Genomic DNA, 16,105 nt, shown 5'->3' on the forward strand with positions numbered 1-16,105 from the left:
ACACTCACAAGCTCGTTGACATCACGCACACCAGAACAACGACGGCCGTCACCCTTCGTCACCACCGATTACGGGACAGAGCCAAAAACTTTACAGACCCCCCTGTCTGAACTCTGGTGTCCCCGCCGCTGAGGTGGCCGAGATGGCAGGCCACAGCGTGGCGATCCTGATGGACACGTACTACAAGTGCATCCACGGCCAGCGGGAGCAGATGGTGCAGCGCATCATCGACGCCCTCAGTGACGATCGGGAGGGCGGGGCATCGGGCGAAGTGGACTAGACCATGCGTCTTCGCCGGCACACTATGGGCACAATCGCTGTGGGGTGCAACGAAACGCGATGAGACGCGGTGGGGTGCACCTCGGGCCACGGCCCCTGCTTCGTTCTCGGCGAGAACGTCGTAACGGCCGGCCCGCGGAGCGTCGGACGACGCGGCGCGGGCCGACCGATGATCGGTGAAACCGCAGGTCAGTCCACCTTGCGGAACAGCCCCTCCTGCACCACGGACACGATCAGTTGCCCTTCGGGGTTGTAGATGCGGCCCCGGGCAAGGCCCCGGCCGCCTGTCGCGATCGGCGACTCCTGGTCGTACAGGAACCACTCGTCCGCACGGAACGGCCGGTGGAACCACATGGCGTGGTCCAGCGAGGCCATGTCGAATCCCCGCGGCCCCCACAGCGGCTCGACCGGGATGCGCACCGCGTCGAGCAGGGTCATGTCGCTGGCGTAGGTCAGCGCGCAGGTGTGCACGAGCGGGTCGTCGCCGAGCGGCCCGACCGCGCGCATCCACACGGCGCTGCGCGGCTCGGCACCTTTGACGTCCTCGGGACTCCAGCGCAACCGGTCCGCATACCGGATGTCGAACGGCTGGCGGCGCGCCATGCGCTCCAACTGCTCGGGAAGGGCCCCCAGATGTTCCCGGATCTCCTCCGCGACCGTCGGCAGGGACTCCGGGTCCGGAACCTCGCGGGCCGGCGGCAGCTGGTGCTCGAAACTCCCCTGTTCAGGCTTGTGGAAGGAGGCGGTCAGATTGAAGATCGTGCGGCCTTGCTGTACGGCGGTGACCCGGCGGGTGGTGAAGGACCGCCCGTCGCGCACTCGCTCCACCTGGTACACGATCGGCACCCCGGGCCGGCCGGGGCGCAGGAAGTACGCGTGCAACGAGTGCACCGGGCGCTCGCCGTCCGTGGTGCGTCCGGCGGCGACCAGCGCCTGCCCGGCCACCTGCCCGCCGAAGACCCGCTGCAGGGACTCCTGCAGGCTGCGGCCACGGAAGATGTTGACCTCGATCTGCTCCAGGTCGAGCAGGTCGACGAGTCTTCCGGCCGGGTTCGTCATGTCCGCCATGTCCGTCACCTGTGGGGTTCTCCTGTGCTCACAGCTGACCGACGTCGGTCACGCGGACGACCGCGCGGCTCTCGGCGTCGGAAGCGGCCAGGTCGATCTCCGCGCTGATGCCCCAGTCGTGATCGCCGCCTGGATCGTCGAAGATCTGCCGCACTCGCCACAGACCGTTCTGCGGCTCCTCCTCGATCAGCAGCAGCTTCGGGCCACGGGCGTCGGGACCGGTGCCCAGGTCCTCGTACTCCTCCCAGTACTTGTCCATCGCCTCGCCCCACGCCTCGGCGTCCCAGCCGGCCTCGGCGTCCATCTCGCCCAGCTCCTCGACCTGGTCCAGGGCGGCGAGCTCGACACGACGGAACATGGCGTTGCGGACCAGGACGCGGAAGGCGCGGGCGTTGGAGGTGACCGGCTTGACCTGGTCGGCCTTCTCCTGGGCCTCCTCGGCGGTCATCTCCTCCGGGTTGGCCAGCTGCTCCCACTCGTCCAGCAGGCTGGAGTCGACCTGACGCACCATCTCGCCCAGCCAGGCGATCAGATCCTGCAGGTCCTCGGACTTCAGGTCGTCCGGGACCGTGTGCTCCAGCGCCTTGTACGCACTGGCCAGGTAGCGCAGCACGATGCCCTCGGTGCGGGCGAGCTCGTAGAAGGAGACCAACTCCGTGAACGACAGCGCCCGTTCGTACATGTCGCGGATCACGGACTTCGGCGACAGCGGGTGGTCGCCGACCCAGGGGTGGCTCTTGCGGTAGGTGTTGTAGGCGTGGAAGAGCAGCTCTTCCAGGGGCTTGGGGTAGGTGATGTCCTGGAGGCGCTCCATGCGCTCCTCGTACTCGACACCGTCCGCCTTCATCGCGGCCACGGCCTCGCCCCGCGCCTTGTTCTGCTGAGCGACGAGGATCTGCCGCGGGTCGTCCAGCGTGGACTCCACCACGGAGACCATGTCCAGCGCGTAGGACGGCGACTCGGGGTCCAGCAGCTCGAACGCGGCCAGCGCGAAGGTGGACAGCGGCTGGTTGAGCGCGAAGTCCTGCTGAAGGTCGACCGTGAGGCGCACGATACGGCCCTCGGCGTCCGGCCGGTCGAGCTTCTCGACGATGCCGCCGTCCAGCAGCGAGCGGTAGATGGCGATGGCCCGCCGGATGTGCCGCAGCTGCTGCTTGCGCGGCTCGTGGTTGTCCTCCAGCAGGCGCCGCATCGCCTCGAAGGCGTTGCCGGGACGGGCGATCACCGACAGCAGCATCGTGTGCGTCACACGGAAGCGGGAGGTCAGCGGCTCCGGCTCGGAAGCGATGAGCTTGTCGAAGGTGTTGTCCGTCCAGCCGACGAACCCCTCCGGTGCCTTCTTGCGGACGACCTTCCGGCGCTTCTTGGGGTCGTCGCCCGCCTTGGCGAGTGCCTTCTCGTTCTCGATGACGTGCTCGGGGGCCTGCGCGACGACGAAGCCCTCCGTGTCGAAGCCGGCCCGGCCGGCCCGGCCGGCGATCTGGTGGAACTCACGGGCGCGCAGCGTGCGCACGCGGCTGCCGTCGTACTTGGTCAGCGCCGTGAACAGCACGGTACGGATCGGTACGTTGACGCCCACACCGAGCGTGTCCGTGCCGCAGATCACCTTCAGCAGACCGGCCTGCGCCAGCTTCTCCACCAGCCGCCGGTACTTGGGCAGCATGCCGGCGTGGTGTACGCCGATGCCGTGCCGGACGTAGCGGGAGAGGTTGCGGCCGAACCCGGTGGTGAAGCGGAAGTTGCCGATCAGCTCGGCGATCTGTTGCTTCTCCTCGCGCGAGCACATGTTGATGCTCATCAGCGCCTGCGCCCGCTCCACGGCCTGGGCCTGGGTGAAGTGCACGATGTACACAGGGGCCTGGCGGGTCTGGAGGAGGTCGGTGAGCGTCTCGGTGAGCGGCGTGCGCCGGTACTCGTAGGACAGCGGCACCGGGCGGGTGGCCGAGCGGACCACCGCGGTGGGGCGGCCGGTGCGGCGGGTGAGGTCCTTCTCGAAGAAGGAGACGTCGCCGAGCGTGGCCGACATCAGCACGAACTGCGCCTGCTCCAGCTCCAGCAGCGGGATCTGCCAGGCCCAGCCGCGGTCGGGCTCCGCGTAGAAGTGGAACTCGTCCATGACGACCTGGCCGACGTCGGCGTCCTTGCCGTCGCGCAACGCGATCGAGGCCAGCACCTCGGCGGTGCAGCAGATGACGGGCGCGTCGGCGTTCACGGAGGCGTCACCGGTGAGCATGCCGACGTTCTCGGTGCCGAACAGCTTGCACAGTTCGAAGAACTTCTCCGACACCAGCGCTTTGATCGGCGCCGTGTAGAAGGTGACCTCGTCCCGGGCCAGCGCGGCGAAGTGTGCACCGGCCGCGATCATGCTCTTGCCGGAACCGGTGGGCGTGGAGACGATCACGTTCGCCCCGGAGACCACCTCGATCAACGCCTCCTCCTGGTGGGGGTAGAGCGTGAGACCGCGATCCTGGGCCCAGGATTCGAAGGCTTCGTACAGGGCGTCGGGGTCGGCGGTCGGCGGGAGCTGATCGATGAGGGTCACCCACCCATCTTGCCTGGCCCTCCGGCCGAGGGGGGAATCGGCTGCCGATCCGAAGATCACGACCGCTACGCTGTGTCGCCGACGGAACATTGGCGCGCCGGGACAACTGGACAGCGGCACAAGAGGAATGGGGCGGGGAACGGCCATGATGGGACCAGCACACTCACTGTCGGGCGCCGCGGCCTGGCTGGGCGTGGGAGCCGCCGCCGCCGCGGCCGGACGCCCCATGCCCTGGCCGGTCCTGCTGGTCGGTGCGCTGGTCTGCGCCGGGGCCGCCCTCGCCCCGGATCTGGACCACAAGGCCGCGACCATCTCGCGCGCCTTCGGACCGATCTCGTACCGGCTGTGCGAGATCGTCGAGAAGCTGTCCCACGCCGTCTACAAGGCGACGCGCATGAAGGGCGACCCGCGCCGCTCCGGCGGGCACCGGACGTTGACACACACCTGGGTGTGGGCGGTGCTGATCGGGACGGGCACCTCCGCCCTGGCGATCACCGGTGGCCGCTGGGCGGTGCTGGCGATTCTCTTCGTGCACATGGTGCTGGCCATCGAGGGCCTGCTGTGGCGGGCGGCCCGCGGCTCCAGCAGCGACATCCTGGTGTGGCTGCTGGCCGCGACCAGCGCATGGCTCCTCGCGGACATCCTCGACCAGCCGGGCAACGGCTCGAACTGGCTGTTCACCGCCGCGGGCCAGGAGTACCTGTGGCTGGGCCTGCCGATCGTGCTGGGCGCGCTGGTGCACAACATCGGGGACGCGCTGACCGTCTCCGGCTGCCCGATCCTGTGGCCCATACCGGTGGGCCGCAGGCGCTGGTACCCCGTCGGCCCGCCGAAGGCGATGCGGTTCCGGGCGGGCAGCTGGGTCGAGCTCAAGGTGCTGATGCCGGCGTTCATGCTGCTCGGCGGGGTGGGCTGCGCGGCCGCGCTGGGCTTCATCTGAGGGACCGCTCGGTACTTCGTCCGAGGGGCCGCTCGGCCTCACGCGGCTCCGTCGCCGCCCGTGCCCTGTCCGCCGCCGTAGCGCCGCTCGAACCGGGCGACGCGGCCCTCGGAGTCCACCGTGCGGGCCTTGCCGGTGTAGAACGGGTGGCTCTCCGAGGAGATCTCCACGTCCACGACCGGGTAGGTCTCGCCGTCGTCCCACTCGATGGTCTGCTCGCTGGTGGCGGTGGACCGGGTGAGAAAGGCGTAGCCGGCGGAGCGGTCGCGGAAGACGACGGGGTGGTAGTCGGGATGCTTGTCCTGCTGCATGGGAACTCCTCGTACGGCGGGGGAGAGGGCGGCCGGGGAGAGGGCGACGGCGCACCGGCGGCCGGGTCAGCTGTACAGGGTGTCCTCGTCGACGACGTGCATCGCGGCCTCCTCGGCGGAGGCGGCCGCGCCGTCGATGCCCACGTCGGTGGCGATCAACGCGCTCTCCTCGTCCTCGTGCGTTCCCTCGTCGGGGGCGACGAGACGGCCGGAGCGGTCGGCACCGACCTCGTTGTCCAGGAGTTCCCCGTCGGTGTCCGCGCAGTCGCCCATGCCGTCGCCGTCCGGGGCGGGCGGGTCGGGGAGCTCTTCGGCGAGACGCTGCTCCAGGGTCTCGCCCTGTCGGCGCTCGGCCGCGGTCACGCCGGTGTGCTCCACCGCCCACGGCCGCTCCGGAGGGGACCAGCCACGGTCCAGGGGGTCGTCGACACCGTCGTACTCCAGCGTGTCCTCCGAGTCGAGCACTCCCGTGTCTTCTTTGATCTCGGAGTCGTCATCGGGCTGGTAGACGTCGTCTCCCCAGCCGTCGGCGCTGTCCACGGGTACCTCCAGGGGGTGGGACCGGGCCCGTTCTCACCGCGGCCGGCGGGCGGCCGCCGGTGCGCGGGGCACAGCTGTCACCCGACTCGAACCGGACGGTTCCCGGGCGCTCCCCGAGCCGTTGCCGCTTTCCAGCCTTCCACCCCTGTTCGTCCCCGCGCAACGGCACGACACCAGCTCCCGGCCTACAGGCCGTGGCCCGTACCCCCGTCCCTGAGGACCGCATGCGTGCACGGCGGCGGCCGGGGCACGGAGCGCTGTCGCTCCGGGCGCGGGTCGGCACCCGCGGGCCCCTGGAGCGCCCCGATCACTGCCGGCGCGGCCGGTGGCGGCGGAGGAGCGGACTCCCGCGGCTCCGGGTGCCGGCCCGTGCCCGGGCCGGGCGGTCGACCGGCCAGCCGGTCGCTTTCCGTGCCGGCGGGGCTGTGGACCGCCGCGGTCACCATGCCGGTCACTGCCGGCGCGGCCGCCGGCGGCCGGGGTGCGGAGTGCTGCCACTGCGTACGCCGGCCCTGCCCCCCGGTCCTGTGGACCGCCGCGGTCACCGGGCCCGTCACCGGCGGCGGCTCGGGCGCCGGGACCGGCCGTCGCAGGTGCCGGCCCGTGCCCCGGCCGGGCAGCCGGCGGGACCGGAGCCCGGCCCGCAGGACTCTCCGACGTGCCGCCGTCGCCCGCTCACCCGTGCCAGGACCGCCACAGCGCCGCGTACGCGCCGTCCGCGGCGACCAGGTCGTCGTGGGTGCCCATCTCGCTGATGCGGCCGTTCTCGACCACGGCGATGACATCCGCGTCGTGGGCCGTGTGGAGCCGGTGGGCGATGGCGACGACCGTGCGGCCGTCCAGGACGCGGGCCAGGGACCGCTCCAGGTGCCGGGCCGCCCGCGGGTCGAGGAGCGAGGTCGCCTCGTCCAGGACCAGCGTGTGCGGGTCGGCCAGGACCAGCCGGGCCAGGGCGATCTGCTGGGCCTGGGCCGGGGTGAGGGCGAGACCGCCCGAGCCGACCTCGGTGTCCAGGCCGTCCTCCAGGGCACGCGCCCAGCCGTCGGCGTCGACCGCGCCGAGCGCCGCCCACAGCTCGGCATCGACGGCGTCGGCGCGGGCGAGGAGCAGGTTGTCGCGCAGGGAGCCCACGAAGACGTGGTGCTCCTGGTTGACCAGGGCGACGTGGGAGCGGACGCGTTCGGCGGGCATCCGGGAGAGTTCGGCGCCGCCGAGGGCGACCCGGCCCTCCCGCGGCGCGTAGATCCCGGCGAGCAGCCGGCCCAGCGTGGACTTGCCGGCGCCCGAGGGGCCGACCAGGGCCAGCCGGGTGCCCGGGGCGACCTTCAAGGACATCTCGTGCAGCACGTCGACGCCCTCCCGGTAGCCGAAGTGCACCCGGTCCGCGTGCACGTCCCGGCCGGCGGGGGCCAGCGAGGAGTTCCCGGCGTCCGGTTCGATGTCGCGGACGCCGACGAGTCGGGCCAGCGACACCTGCGCCACCTGCAACTCGTCGTACCAGCGCAGGATCAGCCCCACCGGGTCCACGAGCATCTGCGCGATGAGCGCGCCCGTGGTCAGCTGTCCGACCCCGATCCAGCCCCGCAGGACGAACACCCCGCCGACCATCAGCACGGAGGCGAGCACGGTCACGTGGGTGATGTTGACGACGGGGAAGAGCACCGACCGCAGCCAGAGCGTGTAGCGCTCCCACGCCGTCCACTGCCTGATCCGGAGTTCCGACAGAGCGACGCGGCGCTCACCCAGGCGGTGCGTCTCCACGGTGCGCCCGGCGTCGACGGTCTCGGTGAGCGCGGCGGCCACAGCGGCGTAGCCCGCGGCCTCCGAGCGGTAGGCGGACGGCGCCCGCCGGAAGTACCAGCGGCAGCCGATCACCAGCAGCGGCAGGGCCAGCAGCACAGCAGCGGCGAGCGGCGGCGCGGTGAGGACCAGACCGCCGAGCAGCAGTGCCGCCCACACCACCCCGATCGCCAGCTGCGGCACGGCCTCGCGCATCGCGTTGGCGAGCCGGTCGATGTCGGTGGTGATGCGGGAGAGCAGGTCGCCGGTGCCCGCACGCTCCAGTACGCCCGGCGGCAGTCCGACCGACCGGACGAGGAAGTCCTCGCGCAGGTCGGCCAGCATCCGCTCGCCCAGCATCGCTCCGCGCAGCCGCACTTCCCGTACGAACACGGCCTGGACGAGCAGCGCCAGCACGAACAGCCCCGCGGTCAGGGGCAGATGCAGCTCCCGGGTGCCGTGCGACACCCGCTCGACCAGGCCGCCCAGCAGCCAGGGTCCGGCCATGGAGGCCAGCACGGCCACCGTGTTGACGGTGACGAGCAGCAGGAAGGCGCCGCGGTGCCGGTGCAGCAGCTCGGCCACGTAGGCGCGGACGGTCGCGGCGGAGCCGACGGGCAGGGTACTGGCGGTCGTCGGGGCCGCCGGGTCGTACGCCGGGGGCGCCACGCCGATCATGCGGTCTCCTCCATCTCTTCCATGGCGCCCCGCAGGACCGTCTCGTCGGCCGGCGGATCGGCCGGTGCGGTCCTCGGCCCGCCGTCGGCCTGGGGCATGTCGTGCACGGCGCGCTCCTCGTCGGTCTCCCGGGTCACCACCGCGCGGTACCGGGGTTCGGTGTGCACCAGGTCGCGGTGCGCACCGACCGCGGCGACCGTGCCCCCGTGGACCAGCACCACCCGGTCGGCACGGTCCAGCAGCAGCGGAGAGGAGGTGAAGACCACCGTGGTGCGCCCGGTACGCAGGTTCCGCAGGCCCTGCGCGATCCGCGCCTCGGTGTGCGAGTCGACGGCGGAGGTCGGCTCGTCCAGGACCAGCACCTCCGGGTCGGCGATCAGGGACCGGGCCAGAGCAAGACGCTGGCGCTGGCCGCCGGAGAGGGACCGGCCGCGCTCGGTGACACGGACGTCCATGGGATCCCCGGCGGCCGGCGACGTCTGAGCGAGAGCCTCCAGGACGTCGTCGCACTGGGCGGCGGCGAGCGCATCCTCGGCGGAGACGTTCCCCGAGGCGGGCACGTCGAGCAGTTCGCGCAGCGAACCGGAGAGCAGCACCGGGTCCTTGTCCTGGACCAGGACGGCCGTGCGGGCCGAGTCGAGCGGCAGTTCGTCGAGCGGTACGTTGCCCAGGAGCACCGACGTACCCGGCTCGGTGGGATGGCCGCCGAGCCGTTCGGCCAGTCGGCCCGCCGCGTCCGGGTCGCCGCAGACCACGGCGGTCAGGCGTCCGGCGGGCGCGCACAGCCCGGTCGCCGGATCGCACAGGTCGCCCGACGGTGCGTCGGCCGTCCGTGTTCCGGTTCCGTCGGTGGTCCGTTCCAGGGAGAGCACCCGGGCGGCCCGCTCGGCCGACGGGCGGGAGAAGGAGTACGCCATGGCGATCTCCTCGAAGTGCCGCAGGGGATAGGTGAGGACCATGACGGAGCTGTAGACGGTGACGAGTTCGCCCACGGTGATCCGGCCGGTGCGGGCCAGATGGACGCCGTACCAGACGACCGCGATCAGCAGCAGGCCCGGAAGCAGTACCTGGATCGCGGAGATCAGTGACCACATGCGGGCGCTGCGGACGGCAGCGTGCCGTACTTCCTGGGAGGCGCGGCGGTAGCGGCCGAGGAACAGCTCCTCGCCGCCGATGCCGCGCAGCACCCGCAGTCCGGCGACGGTGTCCGTGGCCAGTTCGGTGGCGCGGCCCGCCTTCTCGCGCTGCACGTCGGCGCGCCGGGTCGCGCGTGGAAGCAACGGCAGCACCGCGAGTGCCAGCGCGGGCAGGCCCACGGCGACGACCACGCCGAGCGCCGGCTGGTAGACGAGCAGAGCGGCACAGACCAGCACCACGGTGACCGCGGCCGCGGTGAACCGGGACACGGCCTCCACGAACCAGCCGATCTTCTCGACGTCTCCGGTGGAGACGGCGACCACCTCGCCCGCGGCCACCCGCCGGGTCAGCGCGGAGCCCAGCTCGGCGGCCTTGCGGGCGAGCAGTTGCTGGACACGGGCGGCCGCGGTGATCCAGTTGGTGACCGCGGCGCGATGCAGGAAGGTGTCGCCGAGCGCGTTGCCGGCGCAGGCCAGCGCCAGCAGCCCGCCGGTCAGAGCGAGTCGGGAGCCCGAGCGGTCGACGACCGCCTGGACGGCGAGGCCGACGCAGAACGGCAGAGCGGCGACCGAGGCGAAGTGCAGCAGTCCCCAGGCCAGCGCTCTCCACTGCCCGCCCAGTTGGTTACGTCCCAGCCACCACAGGAGTCGGGGACCCGAGCGTGCGTCCGGCACACCCGGGTCGGGATACGGGAGGTCTTGAATCTGCATGAGGTTCCAGTGGCTCGTGTCAGGGCGGAGCGGTTGCCGCCGGCCGACGGACAGGCCGTGACAGGGTCGCGTCGCCAAGTAGTCGAAAGCAAGTGGTTTTCCCTCCACGCGCCGTGGAGCGCGGGCCTGCACACGAGGAGTCGAATGCCTCAATGGGCTCCAATGAGGCGGAAATAAGGCTATTTGGGTCAATTCGGGTAGATCGCCCGGCGTGTCGTGGTGACGATGGGGACATGCAGAGTGGCGGCACAAAACATGCGATGGTCGCTGCGGCGACCTGCGGTTTCCTTCTGGCGGCAGTGGCCGCGTGCGGCGGGATCCAGGCGGAGGTCCACCACCGCGAGGTCCCCAGACCCGGCGGCCCGTCGGGGACCGCCCGGCCCAGCCCTTCGGCGGTCCCGTCCCGGATACCGGGTGTCGGAGAACGGCTGTGGCAGCGGATTCCCCTCGGTACGCAGCAGGTTGTGGTGGTCTACGGCGACCACAAGGACTCCCCGGACTCGACACTGGTGCTGTACCAGAAACGCGGCACCATATGGCAGCAGTCGGGCAGGTGGCCGTCGCACAACGGCAAACGGGGCTGGACCACGAACCATCGGGAAGGGGACGAACGCAGCCCCGTCGGGGTGTTCACGCTCTCCGACGCCGGCGGCTTCCTCGAGGACCCGGGCACCCGGTTCCCCTACACCCAGGACAAGGACGCCTTCATCTCCCCCTACTACTGGGACGAGGCGCACTGGTACGACTTCGACTACGTCATCGCCATCGACTACAACCGCCTGCGCGGCACACGCCCGGACAACCCGACCCGCCCCCTGGGGCAGTCCAAGGGTGGCGGGATATGGCTCCACCTGGACCACGGTGACGGCACGTTGGGCTGCATCAGCGTCCCGGAGTCCGCGATGGAGTACCTGCTGCGCACACTCGACCCGAAGGACAAGCCCGTCATCGTGATGGGCGACAAGGCCAACTTGCTGCTGTAGTGGCCGTACCGAGTCGGCCGTACGGCCGGCGGGAGGGCCGCGGTGGCGCGCTCTTGTCACTCCGGCTGCCAACTCGCCGCTTTCTCGGCGGAGTTCGTGTCCCGACCGCGTACGCTTCAGCAGCGCCTCCGTATGGGTACCGTGCCCACCAGTGTGTCCAGCAGTTCGCCGAGCGTCTCGCGCTGTTCGTCCGTCAGGGGCGCCAGGATCTCCTTCGCGGCGGCCCGGCGCGCCCCGCGCAACTCGTGCAGCGCCCCGTGCCCTTCGTCGGTGAGCTCGATCCGGATGACCCGGCGGTTGGCCGGGTCGGGGGCCCGGCGCACCTTGCCGCTCGCCTCCAGCCCGTCCACGAGCGTGGTCACCGCGCGAGGCACGACCTCCAGGGACTCGGCGAGATCCGCCATGCGGGGCGGCTCGCCGAAGTGCGCCAGGGTGCGCAGCAGCCGGGACTGGGCCGGCGTGATGCCCAGGGCGTGCTGTTCCAGGTGGCGCTTCTGGATGCGGTGCACCCGGCGGGTGAGCCGCAGCAGTTGCTCGGCGAGGAGGCCGTCGGGATCGGGGAAGCTCATGTGGGCACCATATCAGGACCTTGTTCATTGTGAGTATAGGTAACAATGAGCTAGGATCCATGAGTCATCGCAGGCCGCGCCCGTCGGCCGGCGCCCGCCCACCCCGTAGGAGCCCATGCACCCCGACCGTCAACCCGCCTGGACCCCGCCTGCCGACGCGAAGGACCAACCCCGGCAGGTCCGCCGAATCCTGAGGCTCTTCCGTCCCTACCGGGGCCGCCTCGCGATCGTCGGCCTGCTGGTCGGTGCCTCCTCGCTGGTCTCCGTCGCCACGCCTTTCCTGCTGAAGGAAATCCTGGACGTCGCGATCCCGCGGGGCCGCACCGGACTGCTGAGCCTGCTCGCGCTCGGCATGATCCTCAGCGCCGTTCTCACGAGCGTCTTCGGTGTGCTGCAGACGCTGATCTCCACGACCGTGGGCCAGCGGGTCATGCACGACCTGCGCACCGCCGTCTACGGACGGCTGCAGCGCATGTCCCTCGCCTTCTTCACCCGCACCCGCACCGGCGAGGTGCAGTCCCGCATCGCCAACGACATCGGCGGCATGCAGGCCACCGTCACCTCCACCGCCACCTCCCTGGTGTCCAACCTCACCAGTGTGATCGCCACGATCGTCGCGATGGTCGCCCTGGACTGGCGGCTGACGATCGTCTCCCTGCTCCTGCTCCCGGTGTTCGTGTGGATCAGTCGCCGCGTCGGCAACGAGCGCAAGAAGATCACCACCCAGCGCCAGAAGCAGATGGCCGCGATGGCCGCCACGGTCACCGAGTCGTTGTCCGTCAGCGGCATCCTGCTCGGCCGCACGATGGGCCGCTCCGACTCGCTGACCGCGTCCTTCGCCGAGGAGTCCGAACGTCTGGTCGGCCTCGAGGTGAGGGCGAACATGGCCGGCCGCTGGCGCATGGCCGTCATCACCATCGTCATGGCCGCCATGCCGGCCGTCATCTACTGGACCGCGGGCATCGCCCTCCAGCTCGGCGGACCGAAGGTCTCCATCGGCACACTCGTCGCCTTCGTCTCGCTCCAGCAGGGCCTGTTCCGGCCGACCGTCGGTCTGCTGTCCACCGGCGTGCAGGTCCAGACCTCGCTCGCGCTCTTCCAGCGCATCTTCGAGTACCTGGACCTGCCCGTCGACATCACCGAACGCGAGCGGCCGGTCCGCCTCGACCGGGTCAAGGGCGAGGTCCGCTTCGAGAACGTCGCCTTCCACTACGACGACAACAGCGGCCCGGTCCTCGACGGCATCGACGTCACCGTCCCCGCGGGCTCCAGCCTCGCGATCGTCGGCCCGACCGGCGCCGGCAAGTCCACCGTCGGCTACCTGGTGCCCCGGCTCTACGACGTGACGGGCGGCCGCGTCACCCTCGACGGGATCGATGTGCGCGACCTCGACTTCGACACCCTCGCCCGTGCCGTCGGCGTCGTCTCCCAGGAGACGTACCTCTTCCACGCCTCGGTCGCCGACAACCTGCGCTTCGCCAAACCGGACGCCGCCGACGAGGAGCTGCGGGCGGCGGCGGAGGCGGCGCAGATCCACGACCACATCGCGGCCCTGCCCGACGGTTACGACACGGTCGTCGGCGAGCGCGGCCACCGCTTCTCCGGCGGTGAGAAGCAGCGCCTGGCCATCGCCCGCACCATCCTGCGGGACCCGCCGGTGCTCATCCTCGACGAGGCGACCAGCGCCCTGGACACCCGCACGGAGGCCGCCGTGCAGGAGGCCATCGACGCCCTGTCCGCCAACCGGACGACCCTGACCATCGCGCACCGGCTGTCCACCGTCCGAAGCGCCGACCAGATCGTGGTCCTCGACCGCGGGCGGGTGGCCGAACGGGGCACTCACCAGGAGCTGCTGGACCTCGACGGACGCTACGCCGCGCTGGTCCGCCGGGACGCGCGACTGGAGCCGACGAGCTGAGTCGACGGGCTGAGCCCACGAGCCCGGCCGGCGAGCCGTCCGGGCAGGCCGGACCGACAGGCTGAAGATATGCCAGGTTTGTGGCGGTATGCGAGTTACCGTGCCCGCATGCAGACGAACACTCCGTCACGGAGCACGATCCGACTGACACGCCGGGGCCGGCTGGCCCTCATCGTGTCCGGGGCCGTCCTGGCCGGCACCGCCGTGGCGGTGCCGCTGCTGACCCTGGACAGCGACGGCCACAGCGGCGGACCGGCACGTCCCCGCACCCTGGTGATCCCCGAGGGCTGGCGGGCCGGCCAGGTCTACGCCGCCATCGACAAGGTCCTCGCCCTGCCCGCCGGCACCACGAAGCAGTCGCTCGCCAAGGCCGACCTCAAGCTCCCGGCCGCCGCCGAGGGCAACCCGGAGGGCTACCTCTTCCCGGCGACGTATCCCGTCGACGAGAAAGCCACTCCGCAGTCCCTGCTGTCCGCCATGGTCGACGCCGCGGACAAGAAGTTCAACGGGGCCCCGATCGCCGCCGGGGCGCAGCGCAACTCCATGAACATGTACCAGGCGGTCACCATCGCCAGCATCGTCCAGGCCGAGGCCGCCACTAAGGCCGACATGGCGAAGGTGGCGCGAGTCGTCTTCAACCGGCTGGAGCGCGGTATGCCGCTGCAGATGGACTCCATCCTCAACTACGCCCTCAACCGCACCGCGGCCCGCACGAGCGCGAACGACATCCAGGTGGACAGCCCGTACAACTCCTACCAGCGCATGGGGCTGCCGCCGACGCCCATCGACAACCCGGGCGAGGACGCCCTGCGCGCCGTGATCAACCCCGCGCCGGGCGACTGGCTGTACTTCGTCACGGTCAAGCCGGGCGACACCCGCTTCACCGCCGACTACGCCGAACACCAGCGCAACCTCGCGGAGTTCAACGCCATCCAGGAGAGCCGCAGCCCGCAGCCGACGAAGTGAGCCGTGCCGGGTCGCGGCGCCTCACGCCGCGACGGCCGGCTCCTCCTCGGCCAGCAGGCGCCTGATGTCCCTGACGGCCGCGCGCCCGGCCCGGTTGGCGCCCACGGTGCTCGCCGACGGGCCGTAGCCGACCAGATGGACCCGGGGATCGGCGACCGCCCGCGTGCCGTCGACACGGATGCCGCCGCCCGGCTCGCGCAGCCCGAGCGGCGCCAGATGGTCGAGCGCGGCCCTGAACCCGGTCGCCCACAGGATGACGTCGGCCGCCACGTGCCGACCGTCCGCCCACCGCACACCGTCCGGCGTGATCCGTTCGAACATCGGCTGCCGGTCCAGGACCCCGTCCTTCAGCCCCTGCCGGATGGCGTCGTTCATCGGCAGGCCCGTCACCGAGACGACACTCCTGGGCGGCAGCCCCTGCCGCACCCGCTCCTCGACGAGCGCGACCGCGGCACGGCCCGCGCTCTCGTCGAACGGCCCCTCGCGGAAGACCGGCGGACGCCTGGTCACCCAGGTGGTGGCGGCCGCGTACGGGGCGATCTCCAACAGGTGCTGGGTGCCGGAGGCGCCGCCGCCCACCACGACCACCCGCTGCCCGGCGAACTCCTCGGGACCGGCGTACTGCGCGGTGTGCAACTGCCGCCCGCGGAAGGTCTCCTGCCCCGGGTACCGCGGCCAGAACGGCCGCTCCCAGGTACCCGTCGCGTTGATCAGCGCCCGCGTCGCCCACGTGCCGTCGGAGGTCTCGGCGAGCAGCCGCCCACCGGGCCCGTCCGTGACCTCTCGCACGTCCACCGGCCGCCGCACCCGCAGATCGAAGGCACGTTCGTACTCGGCGAAGTACCCGGAGATGACCTCCGACGAGGGCCGCGCGGGATCGGCGCCGGTCAGTTCCATCCCCGGCAGCGCGTGCATCCCGTGCACCTTGCCGTACGTCAGCGTCGGCCACCGGAACTGCCAGGCTCCGCCCGGACCGGGGGAGCGGTCGAGCACGACGAAGTCGCGGTCCGGTTCGAACCCGGTGCGCCGCAGATGATGGGCGGCGGACAGCCCCGCCTGGCCGGCGCCCACGACGACCACGTCGACTTCGCGTGTCCTGTTCATGTCTGTATCAACCGTGCCGCGGGCGCGGATCTTCCCGGTCTCCCCCGGGGATCGACGAGGATGGGAGGCATGTCACAAGCCTTCACCACCCGAGTCCTGAACGTGGCCTCCGGCTCCCGGGAGACGGTCGTCGACCTCACTCGCGACTGCGAGACCTTCCTCAAGGAGACCGCGGGCGGCCGCGACGGCCTGCTGAACCTGTTCGTGCCGCACGCGACCGCGGGCGTCGCGATCATCGAAACCGGCTCCGGCAGCGACGACGACCTCCTCGCCGCCCTGCACACCCTGTTGCCCGCCGACGAGCGCTGGCAGCACCGCCACGGCAGCCCCGGCCACGGCCGCGACCACGTCCTGCCCGCCCTCGTACCGCCCCACGCGACCATCCCGGTCCTCGGCGGCCGCCTGGAGCTGGGCACCTGGCAGTCGGTGTGCCTGGTCGACACCAACAAGGACAACCCCAACCGTCAGGTCCGACTGAGCTTCCTGGCCTGAGCAGGTCGGGACCGACGGCCCTCGTGCCGTGGCCCGGGCCGTCGGAGGATGGGGGTACGTACCACGGCTGTGCCGGCCGTGCCGGGTGG

Annotated in this window: 14 protein-coding genes; 6 read left to right on the top strand and 8 right to left on the bottom strand. The window is 71.4% G+C overall.

What is annotated here, in order from left to right; genetic code table 11:
- Positions 1-142 precede the first annotated feature (142 nt).
- Complete coding sequence (locus DEP02_RS33665) at positions 143-280, top strand: hypothetical protein (RefSeq protein WP_157977536.1); 138 nt, start codon at positions 143-145, stop codon at positions 278-280.
- A 188-nt stretch (positions 281-468) separates the two neighbouring features.
- On the opposite strand, the gene DEP02_RS25145 is transcribed toward DEP02_RS33665, so the two are convergent.
- Both DEP02_RS25145 and DEP02_RS25150 read right to left on the bottom strand, forming a co-directional pair.
- Positions 469-1,338: an acyl-CoA thioesterase gene (locus DEP02_RS25145; RefSeq protein WP_112469984.1), complete on the bottom strand. Its 870-nt coding sequence runs from the start codon at positions 1,336-1,338 to the stop codon at positions 469-471.
- Positions 1,339-1,375: 37 nt separating this feature from the next.
- Positions 1,376-3,889: a DEAD/DEAH box helicase gene (locus tag DEP02_RS25150; RefSeq protein ID WP_198668579.1), complete on the bottom strand. Its 2,514-nt coding sequence runs from the start codon at positions 3,887-3,889 to the stop codon at positions 1,376-1,378.
- A 145-nt stretch (positions 3,890-4,034) separates the two neighbouring features.
- Here DEP02_RS25150 and DEP02_RS25155 point away from each other — a divergent pair, with 145 nt between their 5' ends.
- On the top strand, positions 4,035-4,829 hold the full coding sequence (locus DEP02_RS25155; protein ID WP_112469974.1) for a metal-dependent hydrolase: 795 nt from the start codon (positions 4,035-4,037) through the stop codon (positions 4,827-4,829).
- Between the two features lie 38 nt (positions 4,830-4,867).
- Here the strand turns inward: DEP02_RS25155 and DEP02_RS25160 are convergent, their stop codons facing one another.
- The 4 genes from DEP02_RS25160 to DEP02_RS25175 form a co-directional block, all read right to left on the bottom strand.
- Complete coding sequence (locus DEP02_RS25160) at positions 4,868-5,140, bottom strand: type B 50S ribosomal protein L31 (protein WP_073947313.1); 273 nt, start codon at positions 5,138-5,140, stop codon at positions 4,868-4,870.
- Positions 5,141-5,206: 66 nt separating this feature from the next.
- Positions 5,207-5,680 carry a DUF5709 domain-containing protein gene (locus DEP02_RS25165; RefSeq protein ID WP_112469975.1) on the bottom strand — a complete coding sequence of 158 codons (474 nt, stop codon included), beginning with the start codon at positions 5,678-5,680 and terminating at the stop codon, positions 5,207-5,209.
- A 675-nt stretch (positions 5,681-6,355) separates the two neighbouring features.
- Positions 6,356-8,137, bottom strand: coding sequence for an ABC transporter ATP-binding protein (locus DEP02_RS25170; protein ID WP_112469976.1), 1,782 nt, complete (start codon positions 8,135-8,137; stop codon positions 6,356-6,358).
- Entirely contained in the window at positions 8,134-9,984 is a 1,851-nt protein-coding gene (locus tag DEP02_RS25175; RefSeq protein WP_112469977.1) for an ABC transporter transmembrane domain-containing protein, read from the bottom strand. Before DEP02_RS25175 ends, DEP02_RS25170 begins: the two co-directional genes overlap by 4 nt.
- Positions 9,985-10,244: 260 nt before the next feature.
- Between DEP02_RS25175 and DEP02_RS25180 the strand changes: the two genes are divergently transcribed.
- Complete coding sequence (locus tag DEP02_RS25180; RefSeq protein WP_232839267.1) at positions 10,245-10,967, top strand: L,D-transpeptidase family protein; 723 nt, start codon at positions 10,245-10,247, stop codon at positions 10,965-10,967.
- A 116-nt stretch (positions 10,968-11,083) separates the two neighbouring features.
- Here DEP02_RS25180 and DEP02_RS25185 read toward each other — a convergent pair whose 3' ends face one another.
- Positions 11,084-11,536 carry a MarR family winged helix-turn-helix transcriptional regulator gene (locus tag DEP02_RS25185; RefSeq protein WP_112469979.1) on the bottom strand — a complete coding sequence of 151 codons (453 nt, stop codon included), beginning with the start codon at positions 11,534-11,536 and terminating at the stop codon, positions 11,084-11,086.
- Positions 11,537-11,651: 115 nt separating this feature from the next.
- On the opposite strand from DEP02_RS25185, the gene DEP02_RS25190 reads away from it, so the two are divergent.
- Both DEP02_RS25190 and mltG read left to right on the top strand, forming a co-directional pair.
- Entirely contained in the window at positions 11,652-13,454 is a 1,803-nt protein-coding gene (locus tag DEP02_RS25190) for an ABC transporter ATP-binding protein (RefSeq protein ID WP_112469980.1), read from the top strand.
- 108 nt (positions 13,455-13,562) lie between these two features.
- A complete protein-coding gene (gene mltG / locus DEP02_RS25195) occupies positions 13,563-14,420 on the top strand; it encodes an endolytic transglycosylase MltG (protein ID WP_112469981.1) in 858 nt (285 codons plus the stop codon).
- A 21-nt stretch (positions 14,421-14,441) separates the two neighbouring features.
- On the opposite strand, the gene DEP02_RS25200 is transcribed toward mltG, so the two are convergent.
- Positions 14,442-15,524 carry an NAD(P)-binding domain-containing protein gene (locus DEP02_RS25200; protein WP_112469982.1) on the bottom strand — a complete coding sequence of 361 codons (1,083 nt, stop codon included), beginning with the start codon at positions 15,522-15,524 and terminating at the stop codon, positions 14,442-14,444.
- A gap of 69 nt (positions 15,525-15,593) precedes the next feature.
- Between DEP02_RS25200 and DEP02_RS25205 the strand changes: the two genes are divergently transcribed.
- Positions 15,594-16,016: a secondary thiamine-phosphate synthase enzyme YjbQ gene (locus tag DEP02_RS25205; RefSeq protein WP_112469983.1), complete on the top strand. Its 423-nt coding sequence runs from the start codon at positions 15,594-15,596 to the stop codon at positions 16,014-16,016.
- Positions 16,017-16,105: the final 89 nt, after the last annotated feature.

The organism is Streptomyces triticisoli (genome assembly GCF_003270085.1).
Lineage (GTDB): Bacteria > Actinomycetota > Actinomycetes > Streptomycetales > Streptomycetaceae > Streptomyces > Streptomyces triticisoli.